General features: G+C 63.4%; 19 protein-coding genes. 11 read left to right on the top strand and 8 right to left on the bottom strand.

Annotated features, from left to right (window positions below):
- Positions 1-44: 44 nt before the first annotated feature.
- Genes OGV19_RS18170 through OGV19_RS18160 form a run of 3 tightly spaced genes read left to right on the top strand, consistent with a single transcriptional unit; the run spans position 45 to position 2,073 of the window.
- Positions 45-341: a hypothetical protein gene (locus tag OGV19_RS18170; RefSeq protein ID WP_264310015.1), complete on the top strand. Its 297-nt coding sequence runs from the start codon at positions 45-47 to the stop codon at positions 339-341.
- A gap of 3 nt (positions 342-344) precedes the next feature.
- The gene (locus tag OGV19_RS18165; protein WP_264310014.1) at positions 345-1,214 is read left to right on the top strand and encodes a DUF72 domain-containing protein; all 870 of its coding nucleotides are present in this window, start codon (positions 345-347) and stop codon (positions 1,212-1,214) included.
- Between the two features lie 28 nt (positions 1,215-1,242).
- Positions 1,243-2,073, top strand: coding sequence for an isocitrate lyase/PEP mutase family protein (locus OGV19_RS18160; RefSeq protein WP_264310013.1), 831 nt, complete (start codon positions 1,243-1,245; stop codon positions 2,071-2,073).
- A 67-nt stretch (positions 2,074-2,140) separates the two neighbouring features.
- Here the strand turns inward: OGV19_RS18160 and OGV19_RS18155 are convergent, their stop codons facing one another.
- Positions 2,141-2,761 (bottom strand): energy transducer TonB, encoded by a 621-nt coding sequence (locus tag OGV19_RS18155; RefSeq protein WP_264310012.1) that lies wholly within the window; start codon positions 2,759-2,761, stop codon positions 2,141-2,143.
- A 103-nt stretch (positions 2,762-2,864) separates the two neighbouring features.
- Here OGV19_RS18155 and OGV19_RS18150 point away from each other — a divergent pair, with 103 nt between their 5' ends.
- Positions 2,865-3,641 carry a class I SAM-dependent methyltransferase gene (locus tag OGV19_RS18150; protein ID WP_264310011.1) on the top strand — a complete coding sequence of 259 codons (777 nt, stop codon included), beginning with the start codon at positions 2,865-2,867 and terminating at the stop codon, positions 3,639-3,641.
- Here OGV19_RS18150 and OGV19_RS18145 read toward each other — a convergent pair.
- A complete protein-coding gene (locus OGV19_RS18145; protein ID WP_319026086.1) occupies positions 3,638-4,279 on the bottom strand; it encodes a TetR/AcrR family transcriptional regulator in 642 nt (213 codons plus the stop codon). The genes OGV19_RS18150 and OGV19_RS18145 overlap by 4 nt on opposite strands.
- A 237-nt stretch (positions 4,280-4,516) precedes the next feature.
- On the opposite strand from OGV19_RS18145, the gene OGV19_RS18140 reads away from it, so the two are divergent.
- From OGV19_RS18140 to OGV19_RS18130, 3 genes are all read left to right on the top strand, one after another.
- Positions 4,517-5,920: an LLM class flavin-dependent oxidoreductase gene (locus OGV19_RS18140; protein ID WP_264310009.1), complete on the top strand. Its 1,404-nt coding sequence runs from the start codon at positions 4,517-4,519 to the stop codon at positions 5,918-5,920.
- Positions 5,921-6,395: 475 nt separating this feature from the next.
- Complete coding sequence (locus tag OGV19_RS18135; protein WP_264310008.1) at positions 6,396-7,496, top strand: efflux RND transporter periplasmic adaptor subunit; 1,101 nt, start codon at positions 6,396-6,398, stop codon at positions 7,494-7,496.
- A 6-nt stretch (positions 7,497-7,502) separates the two neighbouring features.
- Positions 7,503-10,568 carry an efflux RND transporter permease subunit gene (locus tag OGV19_RS18130; protein WP_264310007.1) on the top strand — a complete coding sequence of 1,022 codons (3,066 nt, stop codon included), beginning with the start codon at positions 7,503-7,505 and terminating at the stop codon, positions 10,566-10,568.
- A 139-nt stretch (positions 10,569-10,707) separates the two neighbouring features.
- Here the strand turns inward: OGV19_RS18130 and OGV19_RS18125 are convergent, their stop codons facing one another.
- The 3 genes from OGV19_RS18125 to plsB form a co-directional block, all read right to left on the bottom strand.
- The gene (locus OGV19_RS18125; protein ID WP_264310006.1) at positions 10,708-11,397 is read right to left on the bottom strand and encodes a DUF4197 domain-containing protein; all 690 of its coding nucleotides are present in this window, start codon (positions 11,395-11,397) and stop codon (positions 10,708-10,710) included.
- A 33-nt stretch (positions 11,398-11,430) separates the two neighbouring features.
- Positions 11,431-11,829, bottom strand: coding sequence for a YbaY family lipoprotein (locus tag OGV19_RS18120; RefSeq protein WP_264310005.1), 399 nt, complete (start codon positions 11,827-11,829; stop codon positions 11,431-11,433).
- A 76-nt stretch (positions 11,830-11,905) separates the two neighbouring features.
- On the bottom strand, positions 11,906-14,392 hold the full coding sequence (gene plsB / locus OGV19_RS18115; protein WP_264310004.1) for a glycerol-3-phosphate 1-O-acyltransferase PlsB: 2,487 nt from the start codon (positions 14,390-14,392) through the stop codon (positions 11,906-11,908).
- Between the two features lie 232 nt (positions 14,393-14,624).
- Here plsB and OGV19_RS18110 point away from each other — a divergent pair, with 232 nt between their 5' ends.
- Complete coding sequence (locus OGV19_RS18110; RefSeq protein ID WP_027595776.1) at positions 14,625-14,834, top strand: cold-shock protein; 210 nt, start codon at positions 14,625-14,627, stop codon at positions 14,832-14,834.
- Positions 14,835-14,903: 69 nt separating this feature from the next.
- On the opposite strand, the gene OGV19_RS18105 is transcribed toward OGV19_RS18110, so the two are convergent.
- The 3 genes from OGV19_RS18105 to dapE are packed head-to-tail and all read right to left on the bottom strand — an operon-like array spanning position 14,904 to position 17,262.
- Positions 14,904-15,281, bottom strand: a complete 378-nt coding sequence (locus OGV19_RS18105; RefSeq protein WP_264310003.1) for a hypothetical protein — start codon at positions 15,279-15,281, stop codon at positions 14,904-14,906.
- Between the two features lie 17 nt (positions 15,282-15,298).
- Complete coding sequence (locus OGV19_RS18100) at positions 15,299-16,111, bottom strand: putative RNA methyltransferase (RefSeq protein WP_264310002.1); 813 nt, start codon at positions 16,109-16,111, stop codon at positions 15,299-15,301.
- A complete protein-coding gene (gene dapE / locus OGV19_RS18095; protein WP_264310001.1) occupies positions 16,111-17,262 on the bottom strand; it encodes a succinyl-diaminopimelate desuccinylase in 1,152 nt (383 codons plus the stop codon). The genes OGV19_RS18100 and dapE overlap by 1 nt, the downstream gene beginning before the upstream one ends.
- Before the next feature lie 208 nt (positions 17,263-17,470).
- On the opposite strand from dapE, the gene OGV19_RS18090 reads away from it, so the two are divergent.
- From OGV19_RS18090 to OGV19_RS18080, 3 genes are all read left to right on the top strand, one after another.
- Positions 17,471-18,121 (top strand): DUF1120 domain-containing protein, encoded by a 651-nt coding sequence (locus OGV19_RS18090; RefSeq protein ID WP_264310000.1) that lies wholly within the window; start codon positions 17,471-17,473, stop codon positions 18,119-18,121.
- Between the two features lie 73 nt (positions 18,122-18,194).
- Positions 18,195-18,911 carry a fimbria/pilus chaperone family protein gene (locus OGV19_RS18085; protein ID WP_413470104.1) on the top strand — a complete coding sequence of 239 codons (717 nt, stop codon included), beginning with the start codon at positions 18,195-18,197 and terminating at the stop codon, positions 18,909-18,911.
- Positions 18,908-21,301, top strand: coding sequence for a fimbria/pilus outer membrane usher protein (locus tag OGV19_RS18080; RefSeq protein WP_264309998.1), 2,394 nt, complete (start codon positions 18,908-18,910; stop codon positions 21,299-21,301). The genes OGV19_RS18085 and OGV19_RS18080 overlap by 4 nt, the downstream gene beginning before the upstream one ends.
- Positions 21,302-21,334 lie beyond the last annotated feature (33 nt).

Here is a 21,334-nt window from a genome sequence, read left to right as displayed (position 1 = left end):
CTGATGCTGCTAAATTGCCATCATTGGTCCTGAGTGTTCACGCCATGCGTATCGACGGTTTCTCATCGCAGTCCTATCCGGTCAAGCGCACACCGCGCAAAGCGGCGGTGCGCGACGAGGCAATCGAAGATGCCGACGTTATCGAAAACGTCGAGCAAGGCGAAGTTGCCCATGAGGCCGCCATTCGCCGTCGCAGCGGTGGCCTGCCAGCCCGTCAGCAAGACATGATCTTCCCTCGCGCCCGTGACCGGCGCACTGCAACCGCACTGGCCAGCTACCTGAGCACAGCCGGTTTCAACGATTGGGACATGGAAGTACTGGGGCTCGACCTGTACATTTGAGGGATGAATCCCTCACCTCTGCCTTATTTTCTGGGTTGTCCGTCGTGGAGCGAAAACGCCTGGCGCGATTACCTGTACCCCGCCGATGCCCGAGCCAGTGAATACCTGGGCCTCTACAGCCAGGTGTTCAACGCGGTCGAGGGCAACACCACCTTCTACGCCAGCCCAGCCCCCGCCACCGTGGCGCGCTGGGCACAGGCCATGCCGGCGCACTTTCGTTTCACCGCCAAGTTCCCCCGCGAGGTCAGCCACGCAGCGGACCTGCGCGATCAACTGGACGCGGCGATCACCTTCACCCGTTTGATGGCGCCGCTGGGTGAGCGGGTATCGCCCTACTGGTTGCAACTGCCTGCCGTGTTCGGGCCTTCGCGTTTGGCAGAACTCAGCCACTTCCTGGATGAAATACGCGTACCTGTGGCCGTTGAAGTGCGTAACGACGCCTTTTTTGCGCGGGCAGAGGAGGAGCGGCTGCTGAATCGGCTACTGCTCGAACGGGGTGTCGAGCGCATCTGCCTCGACCCACGGGCCTTGTTCAGTTGCACATCGCGCGAACCCGCCGTGCTGCATGCCCAGGCCAAGAAACCCAAGGTGCCGCCGCGCCCGGCCGCGTTCAGCCAGCATCCGCAGGTTCGTTTCATCGGCCACCCGCAACTTGAAGCCAACGAAGCCTTTCTGACGCCCTGGGTAGCCAAGGTGGCCAGCTGGATCGAAGAAGGCCGCAGCCCCTACATCTTTCTGCACACCTCGGATAACCGTTTGGCCGCGGCTTTGGCCCAGCGTTTTCACCAGCGTCTGATGCAGCGCCTGCCTGGCCTTGCACCGTTACCGGAATTGCCACGCGCCCCCGAGGTCGAACAACTGGGACTACTCTGACCACTCCTGACTGCCTGAGGTTGAGACCATGGATGTGCAAACCCTGCGAGCCGAAGCCTTCAAGGCCCTGCACGAGCGCGATAGCGCCTTCGTCATCCCCAATCCGTGGGATGCCGGTTCTGCCAAGCTGCTGGCCAGCCTGGGCTTCGAGGCGCTGGCCACGACCAGCGCGGGCCTGGCGTTCTGCTTGGGCCGGCCGGATGCCGAAGGTGCCTTGAGCCTGGACGAAACCCTGGATAACGCCGGGGCAATCGTCGATGCCACGGCCCTGCCGGTTGCCGCCGACCTTGAGAACGGCTTTGGCGACCTGCCTGAAGACTGTGCACAGACCATCCTGCGGGCCGCCGAGGCGGGTCTTGTGGGGGGCTCTATCGAGGACGCCACCGGGCGCAACGACGCGCCTATCTACGACCACGGCCTGGCGGTCGAGCGCGTTCGCGCGGCGGTTCAGGCTGCGCGCAGCCTGCCCTTTCCGTTCACCCTCTGCGCCCGTGCAGAAAACCTGCTGCATGGGCGCCTGGACCTGGACGACACCATCCTGCGCCTGCAAGCCTATGCCGAGGCGGGTGCTGATGTGCTCTACGCGCCTGGGCTGCGCACCGTCGAAGAAATCCGCGCGGTGGTGCAGGCGGTGGCACCCAAACCGGTTAACGTGCTGATGGGGTTGGCAGGCGTGACGCTGAGCGTCAATCAGTTGCAAGACCTGGGTGTTCGGCGCATCAGCGTCGGCTCGTCGCTGGCCCGTGCGGCACTGGGGGCCTTCCATCGGGCCGCGCTGGAGATTCGCGATGAGGGCACGTTCGGCTATGGCGAACAGGCGCTGCCCTTCGCTCAGCTCAACGACCTGTTCCGCCGCTGATTCGCCGTGCGTGCCTTGCTGGCGCTGCTACTGGGCCTGGCAGATCTGCCGCTGAGCCCCTGCAGCTTCACGCGTACGCGCGAACGTTGTTCAGCACCACCGGGCGCGCCCAGTGGATGTCGAACTCCAGGTCGTTTTGCTGCTTGGCCAGGGTGGTTTCGTCGAAGGGTTCGGGGGCCGGGTCCAGCAGGTTGCTCTCGAACTCGGCGATAGGCAGGAACAGCGGGCGCGGGGAGGGGCCTGGACCAGGCTCGGCAAGCGGGTGGCCCTGGCTCATGACCACCGGGCGCAACCAGCTGTTGCTCAGGTCCAGGTCGCGCTGTTGTTCGATCAGTTCGATGGCGCTGAACGGTTCGGCGGCGGGCTCCAGCAAATGCGCTTCCAGCTCGGCCTTGGGCAGGAACAACGGCTCGGGCGGTGCGACTTCGGTGTCCTGCACTTTGCAGGCACGCTGGGCATCGATCAGCGCCAGCGCTCTGGCACCCCCAATTGGCTCGCCGCTGTCCTGATCGTACTGGACGAACGACTGGCTGATAGTGTCTGCGGGCTCTTCCTGCTGCTCGGCCATGGCGCGGGCAAAGAAATCCTGCCACAGGTGGCTGACGCCCCCGAGTGTCTGGGTATTCTGTTGACCGTAGTGGCCGACAGGCGACAGGTAGGTCAAACCGATGGGAAGAGTATCTGTCATGGCAGTCGCGCGCGTTGTGCTCTGGCAGAATAGCGGGATATTGCCTGTATCGGCCGTGGTTGCCGATTCATTAAGGCTTGGTTTGATTTTTTAGGTGTGGACGATGGAAGAGCAAGGCGCAGGTATCAGGGTCGAAGCGATGTCGGCTGAGTATGCGGAAAAAGCCACGGCGTGGGCCGAGCGCCTGGGCCTGCCGCTGCAGGACGATGCCGCCGGCTTTGCCGTGCAGGTGGGCGCTGAAGGCTTGCAGGTCCAGCAGTTGGGCCCACAGGCACCTGGGCCGGTGCGTGTCGACTTCGTCGAAGGCCAGGCCGCGCACCGGCGCCAGTTTGGCGGTGGCAACGGGCAGATGATCGCCAAGGCGGTCGGTATTGCCCAAGGTGTTCGGCCGCAAGTGCTCGACGCGACTGCGGGGCTTGGCAAGGATGCCTTCGTGCTGGCCAGCCTGGGCTGCCAGATGACCCTGATCGAGCGCCAGCCGCTGATTGCTGCGTTGTTGGAAGACGGCCTGGCGCGGGGCCGTGCGGATGAAGAGGTGGGCCCGATCGTCGGGCGCATGCGCCTGCTGACCGGCAATGCCATCGAGCGCATGCGCACCTGGGAAGGGGAGCCGCCGCAGGTGATCTACCTCGACCCGATGTTCCCGCACAGGGACAAAAGCGCACTGGTGAAGAAGGAGATGCGCGTATTCCGGCCATTGGTCGGTGATGACCTGGATGCCCCGGCGTTGCTCGAAGCCGCCCTGGCGCTGGCCAGCCACCGGGTAGTGGTGAAGCGGCCGCGCAAGGCGCCGATCATCGACGGGCCGAAGCCGAGCCACAGCCTGGAAGGCAAGTCGAGCCGGTATGACATTTATCCGAAGAAAACGCTGAAGGCCTAAGGCCGGAACGCCCGCATGAACACCCCCACTACCTCACGCACATGCGCCTCGGCCTCATCCCCTTCCAGCGGCCCGGCGCACCCCAGCAGCAACCGGTAATCCGGCGCGCCCTTGACCAGGCAGAAGAAGTGCTCCGCGGCGCGCAACGGGTTGTCGATGTGTAGCAATCCGCGCTGATCCACCCCGCGCAGCAGCGCTTCCATCCCCGCCAGCACGCGCTTGGGCCCGGCTTCGTAGAAGTACTCGCCAAACCCTGGGTCCTGGCTGCCAAGCGCGAAGATCAGCCGGCTCAGCTTGACTGACTCGTCGCTGCTGATCAGCGCCTGGAAGCCGCGGGCGATGGTCAGCAGCACATCCTCCAGCGCAGCACCCTCGGGGTACTCGAACAACAGGTCCGGCAGTTGGCCCTGGCAGGTCGCCATGACCGCCGAGCCGAACAGCGTCTGCTTGTCGTTGAAGTGGCTGTAGACCGTAAGTTTTGAAACACCTGCCGCCGCAGCGACCGCATCCATGCTGGTGTTGGCGTAGCCAAGGCTGAGGAACAGCGTCTTGGCCGCTTCGAGGATCGCCTCGCGCTTGGCCAGGTCCTTGGGGCGACCTGGTCCGATGGGTGCGTCGTTGTGCATTGGAGTCTGTATCTGGTTGAAGAGTCGCTCATCTTAGCGGGTCGGACGCGTTGGGGCGAAAGCCTCCATGCAATACGTGCTGTCTGTCACTGGACAGTTGATCAGCAGTGATGTCGTCATACGGCCACACGATCCGCTTATGTTCGCCCTAAATCATTGAAATTAAACAAATATTTTATTGGCATGAATTGTGTTGATAGCCCCTCAAGGGCGCCGGACAGGTGCCAAGCCTATCGAACAGGAGTGACCATGCCACGCGAAATCCGTTTCAACGCCTTCGAGATGAACTGTGTCGGCCACCAGTCTCCCGGCCTTTGGCGACACCCCAAGGACCGTGCGTGGGAGTACAAGGACCTGGACTACTGGACCGACCTTGCAAAGCTGCTGGAGCGCGGCAAGTTCGACGGTATCTTCATTGCCGATGTCATCGGCATCTACGATGTGCTTGGCGGCAATGGCGACGCGGCCATTCGCCAGGCCGCCCAGGTACCGGTCAACGATCCGCTGGCGCTGATCACGCCAATGGCGCTGGTTACCGAGCACCTCGGGTTTGGCCTGACCGCCTCGCTGACTTTCGAGCACCCTTACCCCTTCGCTCGCCGTCTTTCGACGTTGGACCACCTCACCAAGGGCCGCATCGGTTGGAACATCGTCACCTCCTACCTCGACAGCGGCGCCCGCAACCTGGGGCAGAAGGCACTGAGCGACCACGATGCGCGCTACGACTACGCCGACGAATACCTGCAAGTGCTGTACAAGCTGTTTGAAGGCAGCTGGGAGGACGACGCCGTGCTGCGCGACCGTGAGCGCGGTGTGTTCAGCGACCCGCGCAAAGTCCACGAGATCCGCCACCACGGCAAGCATTTTCAGGTCCCTGGTATCCACCTCTGCGAGCCATCGCCCCAGCGTACACCGGTGCTCTACCAGGCCGGCGCATCGAGCCGTGGCAAGGGTTTTGCCGCCGGTCATGCCGAGTGCGTGTTTGTCGCCGCGCCTTCCAAGGTGACCTTGAAAAAGACCGTGGCCGACATCCGCCGTCGCGCGGCTGAGGCGGGGCGCGACCCGCGCAAGGTGCTGATCTTCAACTTGCAGACGGTAATCGTAGACGAAACCGATGCCAAGGCGCAGGCCAAGTGGCAGGAGCTCAAGTCGTACACCAGTTACGAAGGCGCGCTGGCACTGATCTCCGGCTGGACCGGCATCGACTTCAGCCAGTACCAGCCCGACCAGGTGCTCAAGCATATCCATACCAACGCCATCCAGTCGGCGGTTGAAACGTTCTCCACCGCCGACCCGAACAAGCAGTGGACGGTGCAGGAACTGGCCGACTGGGTGGGCATCGGTGGCTTCGGCCCGTTGATCGTCGGCAGTGCGCAAACGGTCGCCGACGCGTTGCAAGCCTGGGTCGAGGAAACCGACGTCGATGGGTTCAACCTGGCGTATGCCCTGGCCCACGAGACCTTCCGCGACGTGGTCGACCTGCTGGTGCCCGAGCTGCAGCAGCGAGGCGCCTACAAGACCGAATACCGCCCGGGTACGCTGCGCGAAAAACTGTTCGGCGATGGCCCGCGCCTGCCTGCCAGTCACCCGGCTGCCGGTTATCGCGACCTGAGCCGCCTGGCCGAACAGGCCAGCATCAGCGAACCGGCCTGAGCAAACAGTACCCTAGGTTGCACTGTTACGCAGAGAGCAGTGGTCATTGTGGGAGCGGCGATGCGGCGGTCCGACTTGCCCCGCGAATGAGGCCACGCGGTGCATGGCACCGGCTTCGCCGGTGTTCGCGGGCCAAGCCCGCTCCCACCGAGTCTCTACATTTGTTTCGGGCCAGTTACGCCTGTGAAGGCGGCGCGCGACCGCCTTGTTGGCCCGACGCGATATTGAGGCGGGTGCCAAGGGACCGCGCGCCCATGCCCCAGGAATAATTGGCCCGAAACAAATGTCGGAACGACGGTCCGGCGCCCCGACTTGCTCGCGATGCGCCGCGCGGGCGGCGCTCGATCTGAAAGGCGCAACAAGCCTCGAACCCTACCCTGGAAAAACCACCGCACACCCTTCCCGGCACCGAATCCCTGATTTAATATACCCGTCAGTATAAATATTCGACGTGCTCTTCGCGAAAGGATTCATCATGTTGCGCCATGCCTTGTCCATCGCTCTGCCTGCTGCTCTCGCCGTGTTCCTGGCGGCGTGCGGCCAGGAAGCCGCAGCCCCTGCCGCGCCGCGCCCGGCACTGGTGATTCAGCCGCAGCCGGCCGAAGCGGCAGCCGACAGTTACCCCGGCGAAGTGCGTGCGCGCTTCGAGCCGGAGCTGGCCTTCCGCATTGCTGGCAAGGTCAGCAAGCGCCTGGTCGAAGAAGGGCAGCGGGTCAAGGCCGGGCAGCCGCTGGCCGAGCTGGACCCACAGGATGTGCGCTTGCAACTGGAAGCCAATCGCGCCCAACTGGCCGCCGCCGAAGCCAATCTTTCGCTGGTGCGCGCCGAGCGTGATCGCTACCAGAAGCTGCTGGACCGGCAGATGGTCAGCCACTCCCAGTACGATAATGCCGAGAACCTTTACCGCGCCGGCATGGCCCGCCTGAAGCAAGCCAAGGCCGAGTTCGATGTGGCCGGCAACCAGGCCGAGTACGCGGTACTGCGTGCACCGCAGGCTGGGGTGATCGCCAAGCGCCAGGTCGAAGTCGGCCAGGTCGTCGCCACCGGGCAAACCGTGTTCACCCTGGCCGCAGATGGCGAGCGTGAGGTGGTCATCGGCCTGCCGGAGCAGCAATTCGCCCGTTTCGCCGTGGGCCAGGCCGTCAGCGTGGAGCTGTGGTCGCACCCTGGCGAGCGCTTCGACGGGCGCATCCGTGAACTCTCGCCCGCTGCCGACCCACGTTCGCGCACCTTCGCGGCGCGCATCGCGTTCACCTCGGCCAAGGCGCCGGCCGAACTGGGCCAGAGCGCACGCATTTTCATCGCCCATGAGGGGCTGATCCCCCTGGCTGTGCCGCTGTCTGCGGTCACTGCAGAAAACGGCCAGGCCTATGTCTGGCGGGTCAACCAGGACAGCCGCCTGGAGCGCACGGTGGTACGCCTGGGGCCTTATGGCACCGACAGCGTCCCAGTGCTCGAAGGCTTGAAACCCGGCGACTGGGTGGTCGCCGCCGGTGGCCATGTGCTGCGCGAGGGGCAGGCGGTGCGCCCCGTGGACCGCACCAACCGTGTAGTGAACCTGACGGCCAAGGAGTAAGTCCCGATGGGTTTCAACCTTTCCGCCTGGGCGCTGCGCAATCGCCAGATCGTACTGTTCCTGATGATCCTGCTGGCTGCCATTGGCGCCATGTCCTACACCAAGCTGGGCCAGAGCGAGGACCCGCCGTTTACCTTCAAGGCCATGGTCGTTCGCACCGTATGGCCCGGCGCCACGGCCGAGGAAGTGTCGCGCCAGGTCACCGAACGCATCGAGAAGAAGCTGATGGAAACCGGCGAGTACGAGAAGATCGTCTCGTTCTCCCGCCCAGGCGAGTCGCAGGTGACCTTCATGGCCCGCGATTCGCTACATTCCAAGGATATCCCCGAGCTGTGGTATCAGATTCGCAAGAAAGTCGCGGACATCCGCCACACGCTGCCACCGGAAATCCAGGGCCCGTTCTTCAATGACGAATTCGGCACTACGTTCGGCAATATCTATGCGCTGACCGGCGCGGGCTTCGACTATGCGGTGCTCAAGGACTACGCCGACCGCATCCAGATCCAGCTGCAACGGGTCAAGGACGTCGGCAAGGTCGAGCTGGTTGGGCTGCAGGACGAGAAAATCTGGATCGAGCTGTCCAACCTCAAGCTGGCGACCCTTGGCGTGCCACTGGAGGCCGTCCAGCAGGCGCTGCAAGAGCAGAACGCGGTGAGCACCGCCGGCTTCTTCGAGACGCCCAGCGAGCGCCTGCAACTGCGGGTGAGCGGGCGCTTCGACAGTGTCGAGCAGATCCGCCAGTTCCCGATTCGGGTAGGCGATCGCACCTTCCGTATTGGTGACGTGGCCGAGGTGCACCGGGGCTTCAACGACCCACCCGCACCGCGCATGCGCTTCATGGGTGAGGACGCCATCGGCCTGGCGGTCTCGATGAAGGACGGCGGCGATATCCTGGTGCTGGGTAAGGCCTTGGAGGGCGAGTTCGAGCGCCTGGCGCACAACCTGCCGGCCGGTATGGAACTGCGCAAGGTCTCGGACCAGCCTGCGGCGGTCAAGGCTGGCGTTGGCGAGTTCGTCCAGGTGCTGGTCGAGGCGTTGATCATCGTGCTGCTGGTGAGCTTCTTCTCCCTGGGCCTGCGCACCGGGTTGGTCGTGGCGTTGGCCATCCCGCTGGTATTGGCCATGACCTTTGCCGCCATGCACTACTTCGGCATCGGTTTGCACAAGATCTCGCTCGGTGCCCTGGTACTGGCGCTGGGCTTGCTGGTGGACGACGCGATCATTGCCGTGGAAATGATGGCGATCAAGATGGAGCAAGGCTACGACCGGTTCAAGGCCGCGAGCTATGCCTGGAGCAGCACGGCCTTCCCGATGCTCACCGGCACCCTGATCACGGCGGCGGGCTTCCTGCCTATCGCCACGGCGGCCTCCAGTACGGGCGAGTACACCCGCTCGATCTTCCAGGTGGTGACCATCGCGCTGCTGACCTCATGGGTTGCCGCGGTGGTGTTCGTGCCGTACCTGGGCGAGCGGCTGCTGCCGGACCTGGCCAAGCTGCATGCAGCGCGCCATGGCAGTGACGGGCACGCGCCAGACCCCTATGCCACGCCGTTTTACCAGCGCGTGCGGCGTGTGGTGGAGTGGTGCGTACGGCGACGCAAGACGGTCATCCTGCTGACCATCGCGGCGTTTGTCGGCAGCATTCTGCTGTTCCGTTTCGTGCCGCAACAGTTCTTCCCGGCCTCCGGGCGCCCAGAGCTGATGGTCGACCTGAAACTGGCCGAAGGTGCATCGCTGGCCAACACCGCCGAACGGGTCAAGCAACTTGAGGCCCTGCTCAAGCAGCAGGAGGGCATCGACAATTACGTGGCCTACGTCGGTACCGGTTCCCCGCGCTTCTACCTGCCTCTGGACCAGCAACTGCCGGCCGCCAGCTTTGCCCAGTTCGTCGTACTGGCCAAGTCGATGGAAGACCGTGAGCGCCTGCGCAGTTGGCTGATCAACACCATGGACCAGCAGTTCCCCGACTTGCGGGGCCGTGTCACGCGCTTGGAGAACGGCCCACCGGTGGGCTACCCAGTGCAGTTCAGGGTGACCGGCGAGCACATCGAGGTAGCCCGTGCCCTGGCCCGCGAAGTGGCGGACAAGGTGCGTGAAAACCCGCATGTGGTGAACGTGCACCTGGACTGGGAAGAGCCAAGCAAGGCGGTGTTCCTGGAAATCGACCAGGACCGTGCGCGTGCCCTCGGGGTGAGCACCACGCAGTTGTCGACCTTCCTGCAGAGCTCGCTGACCGGCACCACGGTCAGCCAGTACCGCGAAGACAACGAATTGATCGAAATCCTGCTGCGCGGCACCCACAAGGAACGCAGCGAGCTGGCTAACCTCGGCAGCCTGGCGTTGCCCACCGACAATGGTCAGAGCGTGGCGCTTTCGCAGGTGGCGACGCTGGAGTACGGCTTCGAGGAAGGCATCATCTGGCATCGCAACCGCTTGCCAACCGTGACCGTGCGCGCTGACATCTATGACAAGGAGCAGCCCGCGACGCTGGTACGCCAGATCGAACCGACGCTGCAGGCCATCAAGGCCAAACTGCCGGATGGTTACCTGCTTGAGGTAGGCGGCACGGTGGAGGACTCCGAGCGTGGGCAGAAATCGGTGAACGCCGGCATGCCGCTGTTCATCGTGGTGGTGTTGAGTTTGCTGATGATCCAGCTGCGCAGCTTCTCGCGCACGGTGATGGTGTTCCTGACCGCGCCCCTGGGCCTGATTGGCGTGACCTTGTTCCTGCTGGTGTTCCGCCAGCCGTTCGGCTTCGTCGCCATGCTCGGCACCATTGCCCTGGCGGGGATGATCATGCGCAACTCGGTGATTCTGGTGGACCAGATCGAACAGGACATCGCGGCGGGGATGGAGCGTTGGCAGGCGATCATCGAGGCCACGGTGCGGCGTTTCCGCCCGATCGTGCTGACCGCGCTGGCGGCAGTGCTGGCGATGATTCCGCTGTCGCGCAGTGTGTTCTACGGACCGATGGCGGTGGCGATCATGGGCGGGTTGATTGTGGCGACCGCGTTGACCCTGCTGTTCTTGCCGGCGTTGTATGCGGCGTGGTTCAGGGTCAGGAAAGACTGAAGATCGCAGGGGAGGGCGTTGCCCTCCATTCGCGGGACAAGCCCGCTCCCACAGATATCCCACTGCTCTCAGGAACAGTGGGATATCTGTGGGAGCGTGCTTGCCCCGCGAATGGGCTGCAAAGCAGCCCCCGGGGCCATCACAGCACGCCAAATACCTTCTTGGCCAAGCTGGTAGCCGCCTCGGCCGGGTTCTGGCGAATGCTCTGCTCCTGCTTGCCAATCATCTCGAACAGGCCGTCCAGCGCCTTCTCGGTCACGTAGTTTTCGATGCTGGCGCTTTTGGCGTCGACCACGCCCAATGCCACCGCCTGCCCGGCAAAGCTGTTGTACTGCTGGGCCAGGCCCACCTTGTCGGTGGCTTGCTTGACGATGGGCAGGAACTTGGCGCGGATCTGTTCGCGGCTGCTCTTGTTCAGGTACTGGGTGGCCGAGTCGTCGCCACCGCTGAGGATGCCCTTGGCATCGGTCACGCTCATCTTCTTGACGGCATCGACCAGGATTGCCTGTGCTTGTGGCACGGCAGCCTCAGCGGCTTTGTTCATGCTGGTTTCCAGCGCGTCGACCTGATCACCCTTGCCGAACATCTTCATGGCCTTGGCGGCCTTGCCGAGGTTGCCCGGCAGTTCGATGCGCACATCCGGGTTGTTGTTGAAGCCGCCAGGGGTGCTCAGTTGCTTGACGGCAATTTGCGCGCCTTGGGTCAGGGCGTCTTTCAGGCCACCGGTGGCGTCCTTCTGGGTCAGGTCGCCCAGCGACAGGGCCAGGGCGCTGGCCGACAGCAGCAGGCCGGCGCAGAGGGTGGTGAAGCGCAGGGAGGAGCGGATCATGAAGCGTTCCTTGTGAACAGAAATGTACGGGTGTCAGCGAACCGGATCGACTTTGATCCGCACGGGCTGCGGGTCGCTGCCGTCGAGCTTCACGCCGTGGTGTTCGGTGTTGATGAACAGCAGTTTGCCGTCCAGCTCGATACGCGCGCTGACCGCATAGCGGTGGCCAGGCTTGACCTGGGCTGGGTCGTAGGTGAGGTGGAACGGCAGCGGCACGTTGCCTTTGATCGGGCCGGCCTGGCTGGCCAGGGGCACTGCCGGTGCGTCCATCAGCGACACGTCCTGCAAGCTCACGCTCAGGGTGGCGGCAGGGGGCAGGGCGATGCGCTGCAGGTAGAAGACTTCGCCATCCAGGCTAGCCTGGGTCGACGGGGTGTGGCTGGAGCAGGCTGCGAGCAGGGATGCACAACACAGCATAAAGAGCTTTTTCATGGATTCTCCGTAGTCCTTGGCGCTGGCTTGTGGCCAACCCCAGGGACTTTAGCGGATTTGCGCGGCAGATGAAGCCTCAGAGCGTGGAAGTTTCCAGGGAGTCGTCGCGGTGCAAGGCCACCTGGCGGATCGACAGGCGCAGTTCCGCCGACAGCACGCGTTTGGCCACGCCTTCGGCCAGCTCGGCAAGTTTGTCGTGGTAGCCCAGCTTGCCCTGCGCGTCCGCTTGCAGCACACCTTGCTCGATCAACGTCTGGATGAAGTGGCGGAACAGGGCCTTGTCGAAGAATTCCGGGGCATTCAGGCCATGCAGAATCGACAGGCGCTGGGCCATCATCACGCAGAGGTCTTCCAGTTCTTCGGCACTCAAGGTGTGTTGGCCGCTGTTGAGCAGCAGCGAGGTGGCCATGTAGAACCGCTGCAAGGTCTGGGTGATGTTGCGGGCCAGCAAGGTCAGCAACACGAACGGGCGCGAGCTGGGAGCCGGGCGCAGGTACATATCGTTTTCCTGGCGCAACAAGCCTTGTTCGACCAGTGCCGCGAGCCACTGGTCGATCACCTCGTCCAGCTGTTCTGGTGTCCAGCGCAGGAACAGCTCGGTCTGCAAGTACGGGTACAGCGCCTTGACATACTGGCCCAGCAGTTCGCGGCTCATGCGTGAGCTGCTGAGGAAGAAGCTGGCCAGCAGGGCTGGCAGGGCGAAGATGTGCAAGACGTTGTTGCGGTAATAGGTCATCAGCACTGCATCGGCTTCATCCAGATAAAGGATGCGGCCCAGGGCGTCCTTCTGTTCGGCCAGCAGCTTCATGCCTTTCACATGCTCGATCAGCGCCAGGCCGTCACCTTCCGGCAAGGTGGTATGGGGCGAGTAGGGCACCTTGCGCAACAGCGCCAGGTACAGGTCCAGTACGCGGCTCAGGGCGCGTTCGTCGAGGGCGTGGCGGCTGGTGGACAGCAGCGCCAGGGCCACCAGGTTGACCGGGTTGATCGCCGCGGCCTCATTGAGGCGACGGGCCACGGTTTCGCCCAGACGTGTGGTGGTTTCGTTCAGCCAGGCCGGGCGGAACTGTGGGCCGTGCTCTTGCTCACGCCAGCCGGGTTGCTGTTCGTCGAGGAAACCGGCCAGGCGGATGGGCTCGCCGAAGTTGACGTAGACCTGGCCGAACCGCTGTTTGAGCGCACTGAAGACCTTGAAGATGTCGAAGATCGATTCCTTCTTCTTGCTCGCGCCGCGCAATTCGCCCAGGTAGGTGCGGCCTTCGAGTACGCGCTCATAGCCGATGTACACCGGCACAAAGACGATAGGCGTGCGTGATGAGCGCAAGAAGCTGCGCAAGGTGATCGCCAGCATGCCGGTGCGCGGTTGCAGCATGCGCCCGGTACGCGAGCGGCCGCCTTCGACGAAGTACTCCACTGGGAACCCTTTGCTGAACAACGTGTGCAGGTATTCGTTGAACACGGCGGTATAGAGCGGGTTGCCCTTGAAGGTGCGGCGCATGAAAAAGGCCCCGCCCCGGCGTAGCAGGCTGCCGACCACCGGCATGTTGAGGTTGATGCCGGCAGCCACGTGTGGAGGGGTGAGGCCATTGCGGAACAGCAGGTACGACAGCAGCAAGTAATCGATATGGCTACGGTGGCAGGGTACGTAGATCACTTCGTGGCCAGGGGCGATGCCTTGCACCTGCTCGATGTGGTTGACCTTGATGCCGTCGTAGATCTTGTTCCAGAACCAGCTCAGTACCACTTCGAGGAAGCGGATCGCGGTGTAGGTGTAGTCCGAGGCGATTTCATTGCCATAGCGCAGCGCTTGGGCCTCGGCCTTGGCCAGTGGGATGCCCTCGCGCTCGGCCTCGTCGCTGATGGCTTGGCGCACTTGTGGCGCATGCACCAGGCCCTTGACCAGGTTGCGTCGGTGCGAGATGTCCGGGCCGATCACTGCCGTCTTGAGGTTACGGAAGTGCACGCGCATCAGGCGCTGGGCCATGCGCACGGTGCGCTCATGGCCTTTGTTGTGCTGCACGAGTTCACGCAGGTGGATGGGTGCGGAGAACTGTACCCGGGTCTTGCGCCCCAGAATCAGCACGGTCAGTAGCCGGCGCAGGCGCCCGGTGACTGCCCAGCTGTCGGCGAACAGCAACTTCCACGGGCTGGACTCACTGGCCGGGCTCTGGCCCCAGAACACGCTCACCGGGATGATCTGCGCATCTTCCTCGGCATGCTGGGTCACGGCCGCGACCAGGCGTTCTAGGGTGGGTGGGGCACCGCTTTTGTCCTGACGGCCTAGCCAATCGGGGTCGGGTGTCAGGTAGAAGAACCCGGCCGGCTCGTGCAGGGTGCCCACAGCGACCGGCAGCACGGGGCGTGGCAGCCCTGCTTTGGTGCATTCGCGGTCGAGTACCGCCAGGTCGGTCAACGAGGGCGAGGGCAGGGCATAGAACACCGGGCGGCTGCGGTCGAGCTTGAGCGTCAGCGACGACTGGTTGATGGTCTCGGAGCGCACCCACAGGTACAACAGGCGACGCAGGGCGCCGAAGATCAGGCGGCGCAGGGGGGAACGGGTCATGAGGTGTGTGCCCTGGGAATGATTTTCAGGTGAGTATCCAGCCATTTAGTCTGCTGTATGTGCGTAAGTTCAGCAAAAACCGGCAAAAAGCGGGAGCGTCATCAATTTTTTTTAATCTGTGTCATATACTCGGCCTGCCACTTGCAGGATATTTCGGCAAGCGGCGTCGGCACGTGGTGATGACTGCGTGCCTACAAGGCGATCTTCACAATAAAAATCCGGAGTAGTTCAGATGTCGTCTCGTGAGACTGGGAATGTAAAGTGGTTCAACGATGCCAAGGGCTATGGCTTCATTCAGCGCGAAGGTGGTGCGGATGTGTTCGTCCACTATCGGGCGATCCGCGGTGAGGGGCATCGTACCCTGGTCGAAGGGCAGCAGGTCGAGTACGCCTGCGTGCAGGGCCAGAAAGGCCTGCAAGCCGAGGACGTAGTAGGGCTCTGAGCCTCATGTGGTAAGCCTCAAGCTGCAAGTCCGTGTCACTTGCAGCCTGATGCGATCTTTCCAGCCCGTTCAGCTGGTGCGCCAGGTGATTTCCTCTTCACCGTCGGCGCTGATGCGGATCCAGCGATCGGCATCTTCTTCACCGTCTTCCTCGACCCAGCCACCCGGTGCGCAGCGTACTTCGACGCCAAGTGCGGCATGGGCGGCGCGGGCGCAGGCAACGTCATCAGCCCATGGCGTCTGGTCGCTTTCCAAATAAAGGCTGTTCCATTTCCCTACAGCCTTGGGTAACCAGGTGACTGGAATGTTACCGGCCTTGCACTTGAAGGTCTGGCCTTTCTGCTGCCATTCGCTGCAAGGGCCGACGGCCTGGGTGAGCCACTCGGCAATCTGCTTGTGGTCGACGTCGGCGTCCTTCAGGTAAATCTCGATATCAGGTTGGCGCATAAGGGCTCCGGGTGTACTCAGTCTTGGCGCACGAAATAGTCATAACGCATGGAAACCGTGACCTCGAACGGCTCGGGCTGGTCGATCACCTGTGCCCGTTTTTCGGCGCTGGCGCGCCAGCCGTGTGGGGTCATGGCCAGCAGGTCGGCACGTGCCTTGGGCGCAACCAGGCTCAGGCGGAACTCGAGGGTTTCGCTGTGCACATGGGCCATGCCTTCCGGCACCAGGGCCAGGTGCTTGTCGTCGGCGTACGGACGCACTTCATCGTAGAGCACTTCGCGCAGCTCCATCAGGTGGCCGCTGGTCGGGCCGACCCGCATCAGGCCACCGCCGGGGCTGAGCAGCCGTTTGGCTTCGTCCCAGTCCAGCGGGCTGAACACGCTGGCGATGAACTGGCAGCTGGCGTCTGCCAGGGGGACGCGGGCCATGCTGGCGACCATCCAGGTCACCGACGAATCACGCCGACAGGCGCGTTTGACCGCTTCGCGCGAGATGTCCAGGGCGTAGCCGTCGGCGTCGGGCAGGGCGTGGGCGAGCTGCGCGGTGTAATAACCTTCACCGCAGCCGATGTCCAGCCAGGCGCCAGGCTGGCGCTCGGCGGCCAGCTCGGCCAGGCGACGGGCCACCGGGGCGTAGTGGCCGGCGTCGAGGAAGTCGCGTCGGGCCTCGACCATGGCCTGATTGTCACCGGGGTCACGGCTGTTCTTGTGCTGCACTGGCAGCAGGTTCAGGTACCCCTGGCGGGCGCGGTCGAAGCGGTGGCCGGCAGGGCACACCACGCCGTTGTCGAGCCGCGACAGGGCTGCCTGGCAGAGGGGGCAGGCAAGCATCAGGCGAGCAACCGGACCAGGGTCTGGTAGTAGATCTCGGTCAGCAGGTCGAGGTCACTGGCCAGGATCCGCTCATCGACCTGGTGAATGGTGGCGTTGACCGGGCCGAGCTCAACCACCTGGGTGCCCATGGTGGCGATGAAACGGCCGTCCGAGGTACCGCCGCTGGTGGACGGCTGTGTATCACGGTCGGTGACCGCCTTGATGCTGGCCGCCACGGCATCGAGCAACTCGCCCGGCTCGGTGAGGAAGGGCAAGCCGGACAGCGCCCAGTCAACGCTCCAGTCAAGCTGGTGCTTGTCGAGGATCGCCGCCACCCGCTGCTGCAAGCCTTCGACGGTCGACTCGGTGGAGAAGCGGAAGTTGAATAGCGCGGTCAGCTCGCCGGGCACCACATTGGTGGCGCCAGTGCCGGAATTGAGGTTGGAGATCTGGAAGCTGGTCGGTGGGAAGAACGCGTTGCCTTCGTCCCAGTGCTCGGCTGCCAGCTCTGCCAGAGCAGGGGCGGCCAGGTGGATCGGGTTGCGCGCCAGGTGCGGGTAGGCCACATGGCCTTGCTTGCCACGCACGGTCAGCTTGGCGCCCAGCGAGCCACGGCGGCCGTTCTTGACCACATCGCCGAGCAGAGTAGTGCTCGATGGCTCGCCGACGATGCACCAGTCCAGGCGCTCGTTGCGCGCTTTCAGGCGCTCTACCACAGCCTTGGTGCCATGGTGGGCCGGGCCTTCTTCGTCGCTGGTGATCAGGAACGCGACCTTGCCACGGTGATCAGGGTAATCACGTACGAAGCGCTCGCTGGCCACCACCATCGACGCCAGGCTGCCTTTCATGTCGGCAGCGCCACGGCCGCAGAGCATGCCATCGGCATCGATCAGTGCTTCAAACGGCTCGTGTTGCCACTGCTGCACCGGGCCGGTCGGCACTACGTCGGTGTGGCCGGCGAAGCACAGCACCGGACCGTCCTGGTGGCCATGGGTGGCCCAGAAGTTGTCGACGTCCTCGATGCGCATGGGTTCGAGCTGGAAACCTACGGCGCCCAGGCGGTTCATCATCTGCGCCTGGCAGTCGGCATCGACGGGGGTGACCGAGGGGCGACGGATCAGGTCGCAGGCCAGTTGAAGGGTAGGCGAGAGCTCGGCAGGGGCCGTCATGGGGAACTCCGGAAGCGGGCAAGGCTGGCAAAGGGGCGATAGTTTAAAGCAAAACCTTCAATGAAGAGTGCTGAGTCGACGCATTCACTTCGCCGGGGCAGTGCTTGGGGAACATGGATGGATTTCTCTCTGAGATTGTGGCCGGTGAGCCGCTAAGTTCTGCTCCGCCCTTGCGGGCTTACCTAAACATAGAGAGCAGAAAACAACCATGAGCATCAAACAGTGGATTGTCCTTACGGCGGCCTTGAGTTCAAGTAGCGTTGCGCTTGCGACCACGACCGACATCATCGTCACCGGGGTTATCAAACCGGGGGCCTGCACGCCGTCATTGAGTGGGGGTGGAGTTTTTGATTTCGGCGTCATTACGCCCGACCAGCTTGCCCAGTTACGTCAAACGCAGTTCAGGTCGCCGACTCAGCAATTGAACGTGAACTGTGATGCGCCTACCCGGTTCGCCTTGCGTGCTATCGACAACCGTGCTGGCAGTGCGAGCTGGACCGAAGGCGACCCCCGTGCCTTCGGCCTGGGGCTAAACGATGGGCAACGGATCGGTACGTACTTCATACAAACCCTAGCCAACAGCTATATCGCCGATGGCAGCAGCTCAGTACGGCGACTGGTTACCTCGGACAGTGGCGCCACCTGGCAGCCTGATAGCAACACTTCGTTTTCCCACATCTATAACGGTAGTGAGGGCCGATTTCATGGCTTTGCGGTAGGCGCTGAAGTCCCTACTGCCATTCGCCATTTGAGTGCAGATCTGCAAATCGACATGCGTGTAAATGGTTTGGCCGCTCTCTCTCTGGCGGACGATATCCACATCGATGGCGCTTCGACCCTCGAAGTAACCTACCTCTAGCGGGCGTCCAGGCCTTGCGCCTGCCGATCCGTTGGTAGGCGTTTATGTCTGTTGCCAAAAACAGAGCATGACCATGAGTTTGCCAACGAGTTTGTCACTTTGTCTGTGCGCCATGCTGATGGCCGCCGCCGGTGCGGTGCATGCCGATGGCATGATCCCTGAGACTTCCGTGGTGATCGTCAATGAGGCCGATGGCGAGGCGTCGATCACCGTGCGCAACGACGACCCATTCCCTGCGCTGTTGTTGGTGACGCTGCAGAACGTACCCGAAGACGAGGAACCGCTGCTGTTTCTGACTCAGCCTGTATGGCGTGTGGAGGCCGGCCAGGAACAGCGCGTGCGGTTTTTGCTGCGTTCAGGCGTGCCCCTGCAGACACAGCGGCTGAAACGCGTGGTATTCGAAGGCGTACGCCAGCAACCGGGCGGCAGCAACGAGGTGGCCCGTGTTGGCGTAAGCGTGCGGCAAAACTTGCCGGTGATCATTCACCCCAAGGGCCTTGCGCGCCATCGTTCCCCCTGGGAGGGCTTGCAGTGGCGCGTTGGTCCAGAGACGTTGCAGGTCAAAAACCCCACGCCCTACGTGGTACGCCTGGCCCAGGAAGTCAGGCTGATGCCGGGCAACCAGCCGGGATACCTGCCGCGGACCTACGTGCTGCCCGGTGAGTCGCTCGACGTGCGGCTGGCGTCGCCAATCGACGCAGGCACCGATCAGGTTCGCTTGTTCCCCGCCACGGTCTACGGCTACGCGGTTGACGATTTCCATGCCCCGGTACTCAGGGGCGATCAGTGAATGGGGGCATTCATGCGGCCGTCAGACGTTGCCTATTGACACTCTGTTGCGCTTTGCCGATAGCTGATAGCAGGGCCAGTGCAGGCGCCACTTTTGACCCTGAACTGTTGCGCCAGCGAGGTTTGAGCGCCGAGCTGGCAGCCTACTTTCAGGATGCGCCTCGCTTTACGCCAGGCCAGCACAAGGTGAGCCTGCAGGTGAATGGCAAACGTGCTGGGCAGGTTTACGCAGCGTTTCTCGAAGGGGGCGACCTGTGCCTTGATGCAGCCCTGTTCGAAGCGGCCGGCATGCAAGCACCGCCAGTGGGGAGCGAGCACTCGCCATCAGGCTGCATCGACTTGGCCGGCCTTTATCCGCAAAGCGAGCTGCAGGTAAACCCGCAGACCGCTACCGTCAGCCTGATCGTGCCCACGCAGGCGTTGTTGCCGATCGGTCGGGATGCTGGCCTTGCACCTTATGACACCGGGGGCGTGGCAGGCCTTGTTAATTATGATGTCTCGCTGCTGGACAGCCGCGCTGTGGGTGCCAAGCACCAGGCCTGGACGGCGCGCACCGAACTGGGGGCCAACATGGGTGACTGGATAGTGCGAAGCCGCCAGCTGGGCAGTTACAACAGCCAAACCAGGCAGTTCGTTGCACTGGATGCCTATGCCCAGCGTACCCTCGCAACGCACGCTGCCGTGTTGCAGGCCGGCCAGATTCACTTGTTCAACCCTGTGCTCTCGGGGGTATCGGTACAGGGTGTGCAGGTGTTTTCCGAGAAAGCGTTGAGCCACCTGCGTCAGCGGCGCGAAATCCAGGGGATTGCGCGGACCCAGGCACGGGTGGAGGTCCGTCAACGCAACCGCCTGGTTTACACAAGCGTGGTTCCGCCCGGGCCATTCTCTTTCGAGAGCCCCGAACAGGCCGATGCGTTCGCAGACCTGGAAATGACCGTGCACGAAGCCGACGGTGAGCAACGTCATGTCACCCTGCCTGCCACGCCCCTGAGTGACGGCCTGTCTGACGGCTTCCAGTTCGGGGCTGGGCAGTTGCGAGACAGCGAGCGTTCGCCTGGGCCTTGGGCCCTGGGTGCGGGGTGGAGCGGGGGCCTGTTCAAGGGGGTGACCGTGGCCAGTGGCCTGTTGGCGACCGAGCAGTATCATGCCAGCGGTTTTGCCCTTGGCATGCAACCGTGGCCGCAAGCGCAGGCACAGTGGACCTTGCGCCATTCGCGGGCCGCCAATGGCGGAACAGGTCTTCAAGGCCAGTTCGCAGTCACTCAGCGAGTGAGCGATGGCGTACGGGCCAACGCTGCTTATGGGGTGCAGGGCCGTGCCTACCGCGATATCCTCGAGACGGCGGAAGGGGCCAGCGAGTCCGCTCGACAGCGCGACCAGGTCAGTGTCGGGTTTTCCTGGAGCGGGACCAGGGCAGGTGCCTTCAGTACCGGCATCAGCCAGTCGCGCGTTCGAAATGGTCAACCTGTCGGCCGTGGTTACCTCAATTGGGCAGGGGGTATTGGCCAACTGTCGCTGTCGGCAGGTGTCGACTGGCAACTGAAGGGGGCTGGGCATGATGGCCGACTCGCCTACCTGAGCATGAGCCTGCCGCTGGGAGGGAACCGTAGGCTGCATACCTCGTCAAGGGGTGCGCGAGGTGACTACCGTTCGTCCGCGGTGTTGCGGGAGCGTGTCAACGAGCGCTTTTCCTATCGAGTGGGTGGGAACCACGACAGCCGCCATCAGGCTGTGCAATCGGCCGTGGGTGCATCGTTGACGACAGGCTTCAATCAGGCGCAAGTGGATTACTCAAGCCGTGGCGAAGGTGCCCGTGTCTTCAGTGCCAACCTGCGCGGTGGGGCGCTCGCGCATGAACAAGGGGTGACTTTTTCTCCCTACCCACTTCAGGACACGTTCGCATTGATAAACGTCGGTGGGCTGGCGGGGGTGCAACTGGATACACCTGGCGGGCCCGTGCAAACCGATGGCAAGGGCCGGGCAGTGGCCGCGCAGGTGCGGCCTTATTCCGACAGCCGGGTGCAGGTGCGCACCCAAAGCCTGCCACGCAACGTAGAAATAGCGAACAGCCTGGGCATCATTCGGGCCGGGCGCGGCGCTGTCGCCCAGCTGGACTTCCAGGTCGAGCAGACGCGTAGGGCCTTGTTGCAGGCGATGCGCAGCGACGGCCAGGCCCTGCGGGATGGGGCGTCGGTAGTGAACGCGGCGGGCAGTTTCGTCACCACGGTTCAGTCAGGCGGGCTGATCTTCTTGCATGACTACCAGGCCGATGAGCGTTATCACGTCACGTTGGCGGATGATGCGGGCTGCGCCTTGGAGTTCGAGCTCAGCGACCGCCCGGACCCGGATCAATACTACGAATCCGTCTCGGCACTTTGCCATGTGACCTGAGGCGTAACCAGGGCCGCAAGGCGGCCCCGGCCT

The organism is Pseudomonas putida (genome assembly GCF_025905425.1).
GTDB lineage: Bacteria > Pseudomonadota > Gammaproteobacteria > Pseudomonadales > Pseudomonadaceae > Aquipseudomonas > Aquipseudomonas putida_AF.
Note: the sequence above shows the minus strand (reverse complement) of the source record. Positions and strands in the feature narration are given on the sequence as shown.